This is a genomic window from Nostoc sp. MS1 (assembly GCF_019976755.1).
GTDB lineage: Bacteria > Cyanobacteriota > Cyanobacteriia > Cyanobacteriales > Nostocaceae > Trichormus.
Map to the genome: position 1 here is coordinate 4,350,246 of NZ_AP023441.1, position 14,875 is coordinate 4,365,120.

General features: G+C 42.7%; 12 protein-coding genes. 9 read left to right on the forward strand and 3 right to left on the reverse strand.

Annotated features, from left to right (window positions below):
• Nucleotides 1-2: 2 nt before the first annotated feature.
• The 5 genes from NSMS1_RS18860 to NSMS1_RS18875 all read left to right on the forward strand — a co-directional run bounded on the left by NSMS1_RS18860 (nt 3) and on the right by NSMS1_RS18875 (nt 7,555).
• On the forward strand, nt 3-3,767 hold the full coding sequence (locus tag NSMS1_RS18860; protein ID WP_224086310.1) for a PAS domain-containing protein: 3,765 nt from the start codon (nt 3-5) through the stop codon (nt 3,765-3,767).
• A 53-nt stretch (nt 3,768-3,820) separates the two neighbouring features.
• The gene (locus NSMS1_RS35465) at nt 3,821-3,985 is read left to right on the forward strand and encodes a hypothetical protein (protein ID WP_411908637.1); all 165 of its coding nucleotides are present in this window, start codon (nt 3,821-3,823) and stop codon (nt 3,983-3,985) included.
• A 6-nt stretch (nt 3,986-3,991) separates the two neighbouring features.
• Nucleotides 3,992-4,114 carry a DUF433 domain-containing protein gene (locus NSMS1_RS35470; RefSeq protein WP_411908638.1) on the forward strand — a complete coding sequence of 41 codons (123 nt, stop codon included), beginning with the start codon at nt 3,992-3,994 and terminating at the stop codon, nt 4,112-4,114.
• Nucleotides 4,115-4,275: 161 nt separating this feature from the next.
• Nucleotides 4,276-6,894: an ATP-dependent chaperone ClpB gene (gene clpB, locus NSMS1_RS18870; protein WP_224086311.1), complete on the forward strand. Its 2,619-nt coding sequence runs from the start codon at nt 4,276-4,278 to the stop codon at nt 6,892-6,894.
• Nucleotides 6,895-6,997: 103 nt separating this feature from the next.
• Complete coding sequence (locus NSMS1_RS18875) at nt 6,998-7,555, forward strand: shikimate kinase (protein WP_224086312.1); 558 nt, start codon at nt 6,998-7,000, stop codon at nt 7,553-7,555.
• Nucleotides 7,556-7,726: 171 nt separating this feature from the next.
• Here the strand turns inward: NSMS1_RS18875 and phoU are convergent, their stop codons facing one another.
• Genes phoU through NSMS1_RS18890 form a run of 3 tightly spaced genes read right to left on the reverse strand, consistent with a single transcriptional unit; the run spans nt 7,727 to nt 10,558 of the window.
• Nucleotides 7,727-8,395, reverse strand: a complete 669-nt coding sequence (gene phoU, locus NSMS1_RS18880; RefSeq protein WP_224086313.1) for a phosphate signaling complex protein PhoU — start codon at nt 8,393-8,395, stop codon at nt 7,727-7,729.
• A 49-nt stretch (nt 8,396-8,444) separates the two neighbouring features.
• On the reverse strand, nt 8,445-9,746 hold the full coding sequence (locus NSMS1_RS18885; protein ID WP_224086314.1) for a PAS domain-containing sensor histidine kinase: 1,302 nt from the start codon (nt 9,744-9,746) through the stop codon (nt 8,445-8,447).
• 59 nt (nt 9,747-9,805) lie between these two features.
• On the reverse strand, nt 9,806-10,558 hold the full coding sequence (locus NSMS1_RS18890) for a winged helix-turn-helix domain-containing protein (RefSeq protein WP_224086315.1): 753 nt from the start codon (nt 10,556-10,558) through the stop codon (nt 9,806-9,808).
• Between the two features lie 536 nt (nt 10,559-11,094).
• Between NSMS1_RS18890 and NSMS1_RS18895 the strand changes: the two genes are divergently transcribed.
• From NSMS1_RS18895 to NSMS1_RS18910, 4 genes are all read left to right on the forward strand, one after another.
• Entirely contained in the window at nt 11,095-12,078 is a 984-nt protein-coding gene (locus NSMS1_RS18895) for a hypothetical protein (protein WP_224086316.1), read from the forward strand.
• Between the two features lie 52 nt (nt 12,079-12,130).
• The gene (locus NSMS1_RS18900; RefSeq protein ID WP_224086317.1) at nt 12,131-13,210 is read left to right on the forward strand and encodes a hypothetical protein; all 1,080 of its coding nucleotides are present in this window, start codon (nt 12,131-12,133) and stop codon (nt 13,208-13,210) included.
• A gap of 70 nt (nt 13,211-13,280) precedes the next feature.
• Nucleotides 13,281-13,925 (forward strand): SDR family NAD(P)-dependent oxidoreductase, encoded by a 645-nt coding sequence (locus NSMS1_RS18905; protein ID WP_224095274.1) that lies wholly within the window; start codon nt 13,281-13,283, stop codon nt 13,923-13,925.
• Nucleotides 13,926-14,087: 162 nt separating this feature from the next.
• On the forward strand, nt 14,088-14,831 hold the full coding sequence (locus tag NSMS1_RS18910) for an ABC transporter ATP-binding protein (RefSeq protein ID WP_224095275.1): 744 nt from the start codon (nt 14,088-14,090) through the stop codon (nt 14,829-14,831).
• The last annotated feature ends 44 nt before the right edge of the window (nt 14,832-14,875 follow it).

Sequence of the window (14,875 nt, forward strand, 5' to 3'; positions counted from 1 at the left end):
TCATGGTTAAAGCTTGGCGTAAAATCCTCATTGTCGATGATTCTCCTGAAGACCGGGAGATGTACCGACGTTATCTATCGTGCGATCGCGATTACGCCTATAATTTTTTAGAAGCAAATCTAGGAACCCAAGGGCTGGAACTTTGGCAAAAACACCAACCCGATGCAGTATTGCTTGATTATAGACTACCTGATTTAGATGGAGTAGAATTTCTTACTCGTTTACAATCATTGACGCAACAGACCTACTTACCCGTGATTATGGTAACGGGGCAAGGTAATGAAGCGATCGCTGTGCAAGCGATGAAAGCAGGCGCACAGGATTATCTCATCAAAGAACAGATGACCCCGGAAGTTTTGCAACTAGGGGTGAATGTAGCGATTGAGACGGTACAGCTACGCATCCAACTGCAACAACGCATCGAGCGAGAGCGGTTAGTATCGCAAATTACCCAAAAAATTCACCAATCTTTAGATTTAGCAGAAATTCTGCAAACGACAGTAACGGAAGTCCGGCAATTTCTTCAGACCGACCGGGTGGTGATTTTCCGATTGCAGAATGGTTGTGGTATTGTGGCAACTGAATCCGTGGGTTTGGGTTGGACTCCCCTGTTATCTACCACTTACCATGACGCTTGCTTTAACGAAAACTACGTTGAAGCCTTCCGCCAAGGGTTAGTAACAGCTAAAACCGACATTTATGATGGTAGCGTCAGTTCCTGCCATGCAGAATTACTAGCAAAATTGCAGGTGCGAGCAAATTTAGTCGTGCCGATTTTGCAGGATAACCAACTATGGGGAATGCTGATTGCCCATCATTGTACAGCACCCCGCCAGTGGCAAACCTTAGAAATTGATTTACTCCAAGAATTAGCAACTCATTTAGGTATTGCATTGCGGCAAGCAGAACTGTATCAACAGGCACAGCATGAACTAGTCGAGCGCCGCAGGGTAGAAGCAGAACTACGAGAGAGCGAAGAACGGTTGCGAGTGGCACTAGAAGCTTCGCGGATGGGAACCTGGGATTGGCATATCCAGACGGGTGTGATTACCTGGTCGGAGAATTTGGAAGCCTTATTTGGCTTGGCAAAGGGCGAGTTTGATGGCTCCTTTGGGATGTTTGTCGAGCGGATACATCCAGAGGATCGCGATCGCGTACTCGCAGCCGTAGCTCATGCCGTCGCTACCGGGGAAGATTATGACATTGAATTTCGGGTAGTTTACCCTAACGGCACAATTCGCTGGGCATTGAGCCAAGGTAAGGTGTTCTATGACCAGAATGGTCAACCACTGAGGATGGCAGGTAATGACATTGATATTACAGAACGCAAACGGTCAGCCCAAGCGCTACGGGACAGTGAGCTAAAGTTTCGTCAGTTAGCAGAAAATATTGATGCGGTTTTCTGGATTAAAGAGGTGGATGAGAAGCGTGTCAGCTATGTCAGCCCTGCTTATGAACTGCTGTGGGGATTGAAGCCGGAGGAATTATATGCAAACCCAAATAACTGGTTTAATTTAATTCATCTTGAAGATCAAGTATCAATTCGTCAAGCTTTTGAGGAAAAAGCGATCGCTGATCAATTTGATGAAGAGTACCGCATTATTTTACCCAATGGCAAAATTCGCTGGGTTAGAGACAGATGCTTCGGGCTGAAAAATGAGGCAGGAAAGGTGTATCGCTTTACAGGTATTGCCGAAGACATTACTGAGCGTAAACAACAGGAACTTAACAAGCAATTTCTCAACCAACTAGACTTGCGGTTGCGTCATCTCCATGATGCGTCAACAATGATGTGGGAAGCAATCAGCAGCCTGGGACAATACCTAAAAGTGAACCGATGCAGCTTAGGCAAGATGGATAGGCAACAAGGTATATACATACTAGAGCAAGAGTGGTGTCGAGATGTGGCCAGCAGTGCCGGAACTTACCAACTATCAGATTTTGCCACACTAGAATTTCAAACTACATTTGCAGCCAATCAACCCGCGATCGTGCATGATATCATCACAGATCCACGCACAGGTGCTTTTGCCAGTCACTACGCCAGCAACCAAGTGAGAGCCTTTGTGGCTATTCCCTGTGTCTATCAGGGACAGTTGGCAGCCGTCTTATGTATTTCCTCAACAAAGGCGCGTGTGTGGACTAACGATGAAGTTATACTACTGCAAGAAAGCGTAGCCCGAATCTGGTCTTTAATTGAGCAAACACGAGCCATGCAGGCATTACGTGACAGCGACGAACGGCTAAACATGGCACTCAATGTCACCGGCATGGGGGTATGGGACTGGAACATTAAAACCAACGAGGTGATCTGGTCGCCTCAACACGAAATTTTGTTAGGGTATGCACCAGGAAAACCCTATCGCACCTATGAAGAGTGGGCGCAACGGGTGCATCCAGAAGACTTAGCCCGTGTCGAAGCTTCTCTACAAGCAACGATGTTGCAAAAAAAGGATTATCAGTGTGACTACCGTGTAATTTGGCCAAATGGTAGCATCCAATGGCTGACAGCTTTGGGGCGATATATCTATGACTCAGAAGGTCAAGCGGTACGAATGCACGGTGTTTTGTTTGATACTACAAATAGCAAACAAGCCCAAATCGAACGCGATCGCCTCTTAGAACAGGAGAAAGCAGCCAGAGCCGAAGCTGAACGTGCTAACCGAATTAAAGATGAGTTTTTAGCCGTTCTTTCCCACGAATTGCGATCGCCCCTGAACCCGATTCTAGGTTGGGCAAAACTACTACAACACCGCAAGTTTGACCCCCAGAAAACAGCCTCAGCCCTAGCCACCATCGAACGCAATGCCTACATCCAAACCCAACTAATCGATGACCTGCTGGATGTTGCCAAGATTTTACGCGGTAAATTTAGCATGGATGAAACTCCCGTCAATTTAGTCATGGTGATTGAGGGAGCGCTAGACACCGTAAGAACATCAGCCGTTGCCAAATCTATCTTCCTGCATCCAGTCCTAGCCCCAGTTGGGCAGGTTTCAGGCGACTCGGCTCGACTCCAGCAAGTTGTGTGGAACCTGTTGTCTAACGCTATTAAATTTACCCCTGAAGGTGGACAGATAGATATTCGCTTAGAGCGAGTGGGCAATCAAGCACAAATTAGCGTTAAGGATACAGGCAAAGGCATCAACCCTGAATTTTTACCTTATATCTTTGAGTCGTTCCGCCAAGAAGATGCTTCCACCACTCGTAAGTATGGAGGATTAGGGTTAGGATTAGCGATCGTCAGGCATTTGGTTGAGGCCCACGGGGGAACCATCCAAGCTGATAGTCCAGGGTTAGGACAGGGGGCAAAGTTTACAGTGTGGTTGCCCTTGTTAGAAACCACAGCCCAGGAAATTCCACCCGACGAATTAACACCAGAAGCAGATTTAACAGGGATTAAAGTCCTGATTGTTGACGATGAACCCGATGCTCGTGAATTAATTCAAGTAGTGCTGGAACAATATGGGGCAGAAGTGTTAGCTGCTACTTGTGCAGATGAAGTTTTAGCTTCTTTGCCATCGTTCCAACCCGATGTATTCATCAGCGACATTGGTATGCCAGACATAGATGGTTACGCCCTCATGCAGCAGGTACGTTCTCTACCACCTGAAAAAAGAGGACAGATAAAAGCGATCGCCCTCTCAGCCTACGCCAGAGTAGAAGATCAGCAGCGTTCCTTAGCAGTCGGTTTTCAACACCATATGTCCAAACCAGTTGATTTAGACAAGCTGGTACAAACAGTCTTTGAATTAGCTAGTTCGTAGTGAGGACTTTAGTCCTCTTGCATTAATACTTTGGCGTTGCTGACAATATTATTTTGAGGCTCACGCATTCGCCGTTAGGCGTTCCGCTTGCGGTAGGCGCAGAGGCACAAAGAAGAACAGAAGTTATATATATGGCAAGAGATTTTATGAATCAATCGGCAGTCACTACCGCATCCCCAGATGCGATGAGTGGTACGTCAGTCTTCGCAAGAACATGAGTACCAGTGGAAACCTTGCTAGATTATTTAAAGGCAGGAGAGTCTATTGATGATTTTTTAGAAGGTTTTCCTACAGTCAAGCGAGAACAGGTGATTGCTTTTTTAGAAGCAGGAGGTAGGAGGGAATAACTGTAGACTGTGGACTAATGACTAATGACCAAATAGAGAAGTAATACTACTCTCAAAAGACGTGAAGACCGATCCCGCTAGTGCTGCGACTCTCCGTAAAATGACGATAGAGAACAAATTGTTCCATCTGCATTTATAAATGGTCGTCCCTCAATCAGCCTATGCAACCAACTAACCCTAATCAATTTACAGAAAAAGCCTGGGAAGCGATCGCCCACACTCCTGAGATTGCTAAACAGCATCAACAGCAGCAGATAGAAAGTGAACATCTGATGAAGGCGCTACTGGAACAAGATGGTCTGGCCAGTGGGATTTTGACCAAAGCAGGTGTGAACTTACAAAAAATTAACGATCGCACTGACCAATTTATCAAACGTCAGCCCAAAGTCTCAGGTAACAGCACCTCAGTTTACCTGGGACGGAGTTTGGATACTTTGTTAGACCGGGCAGACGGATATCGCAAAGATTTTAAAGACGAATATATTTCTATTGAACATTTATTCTTAGCTTACGCCAAAGATGATCGCTTCGGCAGAGCTTTGCTGCAAGAGTTCGGCTTAGATGAAAACAAACTAAAAAATATTATTAAGCAAGTTCGTGGGAGTCAAACAGTGACCGACCAAAATCCAGAAGGCAAATACCAATCGCTGGAAAAATACGGGCGTGACCTCACAGAAGCAGCCCGTAAAGGTCAACTTGATCCAGTTATTGGTCGGGATGATGAAATTCGCCGCACCATCCAAATTCTCTCTCGGCGCACCAAGAATAACCCTGTGTTAATTGGTGAACCCGGTGTAGGTAAAACGGCGATCGCGGAAGGTTTAGCCCAGCGTATCGTCGCTGGTGATGTACCCCAATCCCTCAAAGACCGCAAGTTAATCTCCTTAGATATGGGGGCGATGATTGCGGGGGCAAAATTCCGGGGTGAATTTGAAGAACGTCTCAAAGCTGTATTAAAAGAAGTCACCGAATCCGGCGGTAATATAGTTTTATTTATTGATGAAATTCACACCGTTGTCGGTGCAGGTGCAACTCAAGGGGCAATGGATGCTGGTAACTTGTTAAAACCGATGTTGGCGCGGGGTGAATTGCGCTGTATTGGGGCGACAACCTTGGATGAGTACCGCAAATATATCGAAAAAGATGCGGCATTAGAAAGACGCTTCCAACAAGTTTACGTAGACCAGCCTAGTGTAGAAGATACAATTTCTATTTTACGTGGGTTGAAGGAACGTTATGAAGTCCACCACGGGGTGAAGATTTCCGATAGTTCCTTGGTAGCTGCCGCTACATTGTCCAGCCGTTATATTAGCGATCGCTTCCTCCCAGACAAAGCCATCGACTTGGTAGACGAAGCCGCCGCTAGGTTGAAAATGGAGATTACCTCCAAGCCAGAAGAACTCGATGAAATCGATCGAAAGATTCTGCAATTAGAGATGGAAAAGCTATCTCTGCAAAAAGAAAGTGATGCAGCTTCCCGCGAACGGTTGGAAAGGTTAGAGAAGGAATTGGCGGATCTCAAGGAAGAACAAAGAACTCTCAGCGCCCAATGGCAATCTGAGAAAGATGTCATTACTAAGCTGCAATCTGTCAAGGAAGAGATTGACAAGGTTAACTTAGAAATTCAGCAAGCGGAAAGAGATTACGACCTCAACCGCGCCGCCGAATTGAAGTATGGTAATTTAACCAACTTGCACCGCAGATTGGAAGAGACAGAAAGAGAACTAACTCAAGCCCAAGGCACAGGTAAATCCTTATTACGCGAAGAAGTCACCGAAGCAGACATTGCGGAAATCATTTCTAAGTGGACAGGCATCCCCATCAGCAAGTTAGTAGAATCTGAGAAAGAGAAACTCCTACATTTAGAAGATGAATTGCACCATCGGGTAATTGGGCAAGATGAAGCGGTTACAGCCGTCGCCGATGCGATTCAGCGATCGCGTGCTGGTTTGGCTGATCCTAACCGTCCCATCGCCAGCTTTGTCTTCCTCGGCCCCACTGGTGTAGGTAAAACCGAACTGGCGAAGGCATTAGCCTCATATATGTTCGACACCGAAGAAGCAATGGTGCGGATTGATATGTCTGAGTACATGGAGAAACACGCTGTTTCCCGGTTAATCGGTGCACCTCCAGGGTATGTAGGCTACGAGGAAGGCGGACAACTCACCGAAGCTATCCGTCGCCGCCCTTACGCCGTGATTCTTTTCGACGAAATCGAGAAAGCACACCCCGATGTATTCAATATTTTCCTGCAAATCCTTGATGATGGTCGCGTCACCGATGCTCAAGGTCATACTGTGGACTTCAAGAACACAATTATTATCATGACCAGTAACATCGGTTCGCAGTACATTCTCGATATCGCTGGGGATAACTCCCGTTACGACGAAATGCGCCATCGGGTAATGGAAGCGATGCGAAATAGCTTCCGTCCTGAGTTCCTCAACCGAATTGACGAGGTAATTATCTTCCACAGTTTGGATAAGCGAGAATTGCGGCAGATTGTCCTGTTACAAGTCGAAAGGTTACGCCATCGATTGGGCGATCGCAAGATTTCCCTCCGCCTCTCTGATGCAGCCCTTGACTTTTTAGCGGAAGTGGGTTATGACCCCGTATTCGGGGCGCGTCCACTGAAACGGGCGATTCAGCGCGAGTTAGAAACGCAAATTGCTAAGGCGATTTTGCGCGGTGAATTTAACGATGGGGATACGATTTTTGTCGATGTACAGAATGAAAGGTTGTCCTTTAGCCGATTACCTGTTGAGGTGTTTACTAGTTAGTTGAAGGAAGATTGGCTCACGCAAAGGCGCAAAGACGCAAAGTAAGAAAGGTGCGTCTTTGCGTTTTTTGTATGTATTACCATCAAACTAAGATTCTACAACAATGCTAAAAGATATTATCTTAATTGGCCCTATTGGAACTGGGAAAAGTACACTGGGTAATTTACTAGCCCAAAAGCTCAATTTGCCTCAAGTTTCAATGGATGAATTGCGCTATGAATACTATCAGCAGATTGGTTATGATGATGATTTAGCAAAGAAGCTAAGACTTGAAAAGGGATTTTTAGCAGCATATCAATATTGGAAGCCATTTGAGGCTTATGCAGTAGAAAAGTTGGTTGCTGAACACAGCAATTGTGTAATTGATTTTGGTGCAGGTCATTCAGTTTATGACGATGCTGGGTTATTCTATCGTGTACAGAAGGTACTAGAACCTTACCTAAATGTAGTTTTGGTGCTTCCCTCTCCCGATTTAGATGAGTCGATAAAAATTATTAAAGAGAGAATTGGCGAGTTTCAGGATGGTGAAATGGACTTGCACGAATACTTTGTTAAACATCCTGCAAATTACAAGTTAGCCAAGATTTTAGTTTATACGAAAGGTAAAACCCCAGAAGAAACACGCGACGAAATTTTGAGCTTAATCAAAACTAGTTCTTAGCAAGGAATACAGAATCAATATGCAGTTGAAGTTAGCATATTAGGCTGGGTAGCCGTCCTCTTTTCTAAATATAAAGAATTAACTTGTTCTACTTCTGTAGTAAGTCTGGATGACAAAAAATCCCACCTCTTGATAGGGATGGGACGATCGCCTAAAATATTTCCAACATGATTACGATCGCTGACCAGTAACAATGTATGCTACTCGTTGACCGATGTTAGTTGCATGGTCTGCCATCCGTTCTAGACAACGAATTGCCAAAGCTAGAAGGATAATTGGTTCAACCACACCTTGCACATCTCGTTGTTGGGCTAACATTTGATAAACTCGGTCGTAGGCATGATCTACAGCATCATCTAAGTGCTTGATACTGCGTCCCCCAGCTTCGTCTAAATCTGCCAAAGCTACTAAGCTAGTTGCTAACATGGCTTGGGCATGATGCGCCATAATGGCAATCTCTGGTAGAGATGGGTGGGGTGGATAGGGAAAGATTTTGATTGCTATTTCAGCTAAATCTTTAGCATAATCGCCAATACGCTCTAAATCGCGTACTAACTGCATAAAAGCACTCAAACAGCGCAAATCTTGTGCTGATGGTGCTTGTAAGGTCATGATTGATGTACAATCTGATTCTATTTGTCTATAAAAACGGTCTATTTTTTTATCTAAGCGGGGAAGTTCCTCAGCTGCTGTTAAGTTGCGGAAAAATAAAGCTTGGTGGCTGAGGCGGAATGATTGTTCTACCAAAGCACCCATGCGTAACACATCCCGTTCTAAGCGCCTTATGGCGCGTGCTAACTGAGGATTTTCCGAGTTGGGGCTATACACGACAGCTTTCACACTTGTATTCTCAAACGTGAAGATAATTCTAACTATAGTCTTGGCTTTGTTAGTTTGCCACCACTTCAGGTATATGAATTTGTATCCATGCACCACCTGTTTGGGGATGATTCATAGCTTTGATGGAACCACCATGAGCTAAGATAATCTGCCTGACGATCGCTAAACCTAAGCCATTACCTACAATATTAGTATCTGGCAAAGCTGTGTGCTTACGCGCTTTGTCTCCTCGATAAAATCGCTCGAAAACGTGGGGTAAATCTTCATCAGCAAAGCCTTCACCAGCATCGATGAGGTTTATTTCTAACATTGCCGGATGAGAATTATCTTCATGATTCTTCTTAAAAGATAAAATTTCTGCTTTAATTTTAATACTACTATTGGGCGAACTGTATTTAATACTGTTATCGAATAGATTGAGGAATACCTGATAAATCCTGGCTGAGTCGGCTTTAATTAAGAGCTTTTCCGGGCCAGTATAGGAGATAGATAAGTTTTGACGCTGTGCTAGGGGTTCTAGAGTTTCCCACACAGAAGCAATGAGCGATCGCAATTCTACCGTTTCCATGTGCAGTTGCATGGTAGGGTTAGCTTCCATCTGGGTGAGTTCTAGCCAGCTTTGTACTAAGTTCACCAACCTATCAACTTCCTGCATCAAACGGTCTACCCAGCGATTTAAGGGCGGTTCTAAGCGATTTTGCAGGGTTTCTACTACCAGTCGAATGGAAGTTAGGGGTGTGCGTAATTCGTGGGCTAAATCAGAGAAAGACCTCTCCCGCACTTGATTCATATCTAGTAGGGGTTGGCGATTTTCTAGAAAAACTCCTACTTGTCCATTGGGTAAGGGTAAACTAAAAGCCCGCAACAAAAGCGATTTGATGGTGGGCATTTCTGCCGCATTATCACAGGAGGGATGAAATATCCATTCTTTAGTTTGCGGTTTTTGGCGATCGCGTGTTTGCTCAATTAAGCGGTCAAGTTCATAAGACCGCACCAATTCTAGCAACAAACGCACCTGCCCTGGTTGCCATCTTTGTAAGTAGAGAATTTCTCTGGCTAGTTGATTACACCACAACAGTTGATTTTCTTCATCAACTTGTAAATAACCGACTGGCGCAATTTCTAGTATGTTTTGGTATGTTTGGACTGACTGCTGCAAATCATGCCCATGCTGGTTGAGGGTGGCAATTTTTCGCCGTAAAAGAGGAAGCAACGGCAACGCCACCTTCATTTTAGAATTACGATGTGCAGGTTGGGCGACTTGCGTCAGGTAGCGGTTTAATTGAACCTGTTGCCAAATCCAAAACCCAAGGCCTACCGCTAAACCCAGAAGAAATCCCAATAAAAGCATTTGAGGAGAGAGTTGTTAGTTGCGGGTGATTATTAAAAACTAACAACTATCTCCATAGCTTATCCGAATCGATATCCAAATCCTCTTACAGTCACAATATATTCTGGGTGGCTGGGGTCTAGTTCTAGTTTTTCCCGCAACCAACGGATGTGGACATCCACAGTTTTGCTATCGCCGACAAAATCCGGCCCCCATACCTGGTCTAGCAATTGTTCCCGCGACCATACCCGCCTAGCGTAACTCATGAATAACTCTAGTAAGCGGAACTCTTTGGGTGAAAGATTTACCTCTTGTCCCCGTACTAACACGCGACACTCTTGAGGATTCAAAGATACATCTTTGAATTTCAGCACTGGTAGTTGAGGTAACGCACTTAGGCGTTGACGACGGAGTAAAGCGCGACAACGTGCCACTAATTCCCGCATACTAAAGGGTTTAGTTAAGTAGTCATCTGCCCCTACTTCTAAACCTAAAACGCGATCGGTTTCGCTACCCTTAGCACTGAGCATTAAAATCGGTACTGGGTTGCCTTGATGACGTAGTAAGCGGCAGATATCCAGCCCATTGATTTGAGGTAACATCAAATCCAGAATAATCAAATCGAAGGGAAAATCCCCCCCGTTAGGTTCAAAACTTTTGAGATACTCTATAGCCGAACGCCCATCAGGTGCTGTAACGACTCCATAACCTTCCTCTTCCAGTGCTACTGCTAGCATTTCTTGGATGAGTTCTTCATCTTCTACTACCAGAATCCGACTGGTTTGTCCAATCTCTGTTCTAGCCGAATACTTAATCGATTCACTGGTGTACATTGATATCACAAAAGTTTAAGCCCTGTGTTTGTATCAATATTAATTGAGTTGATTTCTCGTACTTTCACATCTTGGCGATCGCAAATGATTGCCTACGTAATATATGTAACACTGCCAAATATACCATAAATCATTCTAGATACATGCTGACGATAATCTCTATGGTTAAATAGCGCTATACAAAATTTAAAATACACCAGATGGGGGTCACTGGAACGCAAAATTCCAAAAGTCTACAGATTCGAGCTTCATGAAAAAAGGTCAAATTAAAAGCAAAATCAGTTGACAGGCGTTAACTCGTTTGAGTATATTTGTTAGTACATAAATACTATAACTTAAGTAAAGCATACCAAAGAAGCAATAAAGTTCTTGGGGTGAACATACAGATGTTCGCGCTAATTAAAGTTTATTGCTTGATTACAGTATTTCCACTGCGCCGAAAAAGCTGATTTTCAGGCTACCTTGATATGTGCATAGGGTAGTCCTTGGTATTGCTTGTTACTGAAATAATCATCGTTTATTCAAGGAGTTGAAATATGACTACAGTTGCACCCAAAGATAGTAAACAGCAACTAATGCAGGCATTTCAACAAATTCTAGCAGAGCAGAAAAAGCTAGAATCCAAAATCGCCACAAAACAAGAAGAAGCAGATAAGGTAAAAAATCAGGAAATTTTAGCAGCAGCTTCTACATACACTGTTGATAGCATCGTCAAAGGTTTAGCAGATTTACAATTAGAATTTGGCAGTACTATTAACACTCTTGCAGAAAATTTAGCTAAAGAAAACTCAAAATTAGATGAATTAAACCAAGCAATAGAAATTGAGAGTAAGCATTTACAAGAACTTCAAAGAATTAGAATAGTTGCTGATGCCTTGGATGTCTTGACACAAGAACATCAAGAAAAGTTAAAGGCTCTAGAACAAGATATTGCTAGTAAGAAAGAAGTTTTAGAAAAAGAATTATTGACAAAGCGTAAAGAGTGGCAAAAAGAACAAGCAGAGTATGAAGAAGCACTACAAGCATATAATAATTTGTTAACTAAAGAGCGCCAGAAAGAGCAAGAAGAATATCAATATAAGTTAGAAACAACTCGTAAACTGAATACAGACGCTTACGAGTCTAAAAAACGTAATTTGGAAAGAGAAATCCAAGAAAAAACGCAACAGAAAGAAAAAGATTGGACTGAAAGAGAGAAAATTGTCTCGGAACGTCAAACTCTGTTCACTGAATATCAGCAAAAAGTTGCTGCATTCCCCGCCGAGTTGGAAGAAGCAGTTAAGAAAGCTAGAGAAGAAGCAATTAAGGATACCAGCCAGAAGGCAAAAATTGAAGCTGATTTATTTGAAAAAGAATGGGAAGCAAGTAAGCAGAGTTATGAATTGAAAATTAAATCTCTGGAAGAAACTATTCAAAAACAAACAGAACAAATTGAAAGTATGTCTACACAACTGCAAGCAACATTAAAACAATCACAAGATTTAGCAATGAGAGCTTTTGGTAATTCTACATCTAAATAAAGATTAATTTTGTCATATCTGCAATTAGTTGTGTAAATAAGTAGAGGTTGTTATGCCAGTAAAAAAGTTAACCGATAAGAACACAAAAGCAGAAATTCTGCAAGCTTATGAAGATTTAACTAAAGAAACCGCAGCACTTAAGTCTCAAATTAACCAAGTATCTAAAGAGATTTCATCTGCTAATAAAGAAAAACCAAAATCAGAACCAAATACACCTATGAATCAGCCTGCTAATATCCAACAGAGAATGAATTATACAATTGAAAGTTTAGCAAAAATTCAATTAGGATTTGGTAGCGCTGCTAATGAATTATCAGAAAAGTTAACAACACAAGCTTCTAAATTAACAGAAATTAGAGAAGCGGTAGAAACAGAAGTTGAGCAATTACAACAATTACATAACTTAGAAGTAGATGATGACACTTTAAATACTTTGATAACTTCCTATGAAGAAAATGCCAAAGGTTATCAAGATGAGTATAACCAACGCTATGAAGTCCTTTCGCAAGAGATTTTAGAACAAAGAATTACTTGGCAGAAAGAACAAGAAGAATATCAAAGAAATCTCAAAGAACGCAACGAAAACCTCAATAAAACCCGTCAAAGGGATAGTTCAGAGTACAAATATGATTTAGAACTGCGTCGTAAATTAGAAACAGATGAATATGAACAGCAGCAAAAAGCATTATATAAACAATTAGAAGAATTTCAACAGGAAGCAGAAAAACAGTGGACGGAACGGGAAAAGGTAATTGCTGAAAGAGAAAAGCAATTTGAAGAATATAAAGCAAAAGTAGAAGCTTTTCCCAAAGATAAAGAAGCAGCTATTAAGAAAGCGACTGAAGAAGGTAAAGGTATTGCTCACTATCAAGCTAAAGTTAAATCTGATTTATATGCTAAGGAAGTAGAAGGGCAAAAACGTTTTTATGAACAAAAACTACAATCTTTAGAACAGACAATTAGTAATCAAGAAACACGGATTCAAAACTTATCTAAACAATTAGATTCCGCACTCAAACAAGTACAAGATTTAGCAGTAAAAGCTATCGAAGGTACTGCCAATGTTAACTCTTATCAAGCAATCAAAGAAATAGCTTTAGAACAGGCAAAAAGCCAAGTAAAAAATAAATAACTCAAGTTGAAAATTCTTTATGTCTCTGTGTTAAGTAGAAGGACTAAATTAAACTTAACTTGATAGCGCGATCGCTACATTTGGTCGAATTGATGTGCTGGTCAACAATGCTGGACATGGACTTATTTCCGCACTCGAAGAAGTCAGTGATGTTGATATTCACCGATTTTTTGAAACCAACTTCTTTGGAGCGCTCCGTCTGATACAAACTGTCTTACCTGTGATGCGTCAGCAAGGCAGAGGTCACATTGTCAATATGTCATCCACCGCAGGATTAGTGGGATTTGCTGGCAGCCGCCTCTACTGTGGAGCTAAATTTGCTCTGGAAGGTACGTCTGAAGCCTTGGCGAAGGAGGTCGAATCCTTGGGAGTTAAGGTCACTTTAATTGAACCTGGGGCATTTCGCACAGATTTTAACGGGCGCTCTCTGGCAACAGCCAAACAATCAATTGATGCCTATGCTCCAATGATCAATGCTTCATTGCAGTGGTTCAAACAGATGGATGGTAAGCAACCTGGCAATCCACAAGCAGCTGCGCAAGCCATCATTCAAGCTCTGGAAAGTCCTGATCCACCGATGCGACTGGCATTAGGCACGGATGCCATGAGCCTGATTCAGGAAAAACTGGAATGGCTCAAAAGGGATTTGGATACTTGGCAGCAGGTTACTGTAAGTACGGATTATACAGATAGGTGTAGCAACCTGCAATGCTAATCTCTAAATGAGAGGTGACAGGTGATCACAATTCTTTGTGTACTGAATTTTATGATTGATGTAAGTCGTAATGTATCTGGTTGCTGAGGTAAATTATAATTGAGTTTTTTCGCAAACATAGGTTGAACGCCTATGTTTTATCATTTAAAAATAAAGGATTTTATGTCAGGTTCAGCACCAAACTCTGCTCCTCTGCTAGAAGTTGAGAACGTCCATGCAGGATACATCAAGGATGTAGATATCTTGCAAGGTGTCAATTTTCGCGTTGAACCAGGAGAATTAGTTACAGTAATTGGCCCTAACGGTGCTGGTAAATCGACCTTAGCAAAAACCATTTTTGGGCTTCTGACACCCCATACAGGCACAATAAATTTTAAAGGGAAGAATATTGCTGGACTCAAATCAAATCAAATTGTCCGGCTGGGAATGTGCTATGTTCCACAAATTGCCAATGTCTTTCCTTCGTTGAGTGTAGAAGAGAACTTAGAAATGGGGGCATTTATTCGCAATGATAGTGTACAACCATTGAAAGACAAAATCTTTACGATGTTTCCTAGATTAAGCGATCGCCGCCGTCAACGAGCTGGTACTCTCTCTGGTGGAGAACGCCAAATGTTAGCGATGGGCAAAGCTTTAATGTTAGAACCCAGTTTACTAGTATTAGATGAACCTTCAGCCGCTTTGTCACCAATTTTGGTAACACAAGTATTTGAACAAATTAAACAAATTAACCAAGGTGGAACAGCTATTATCCTCGTCGAACAAAATGCCCGTAAAGCCCTAGAAATGGCAGACCGTGGTTACGTACTAGAATCAGGACGCGATGCCATATCCGGCCCTGGACAAGAGTTGTTAAATGATCCCAAGGTAGCCGAACTGTACTTAGGCGCGGGAAAGGGGCATTGATTAGAGGTGATGAGGGAGATGAAGGAGAAATACACCCCTAGCCT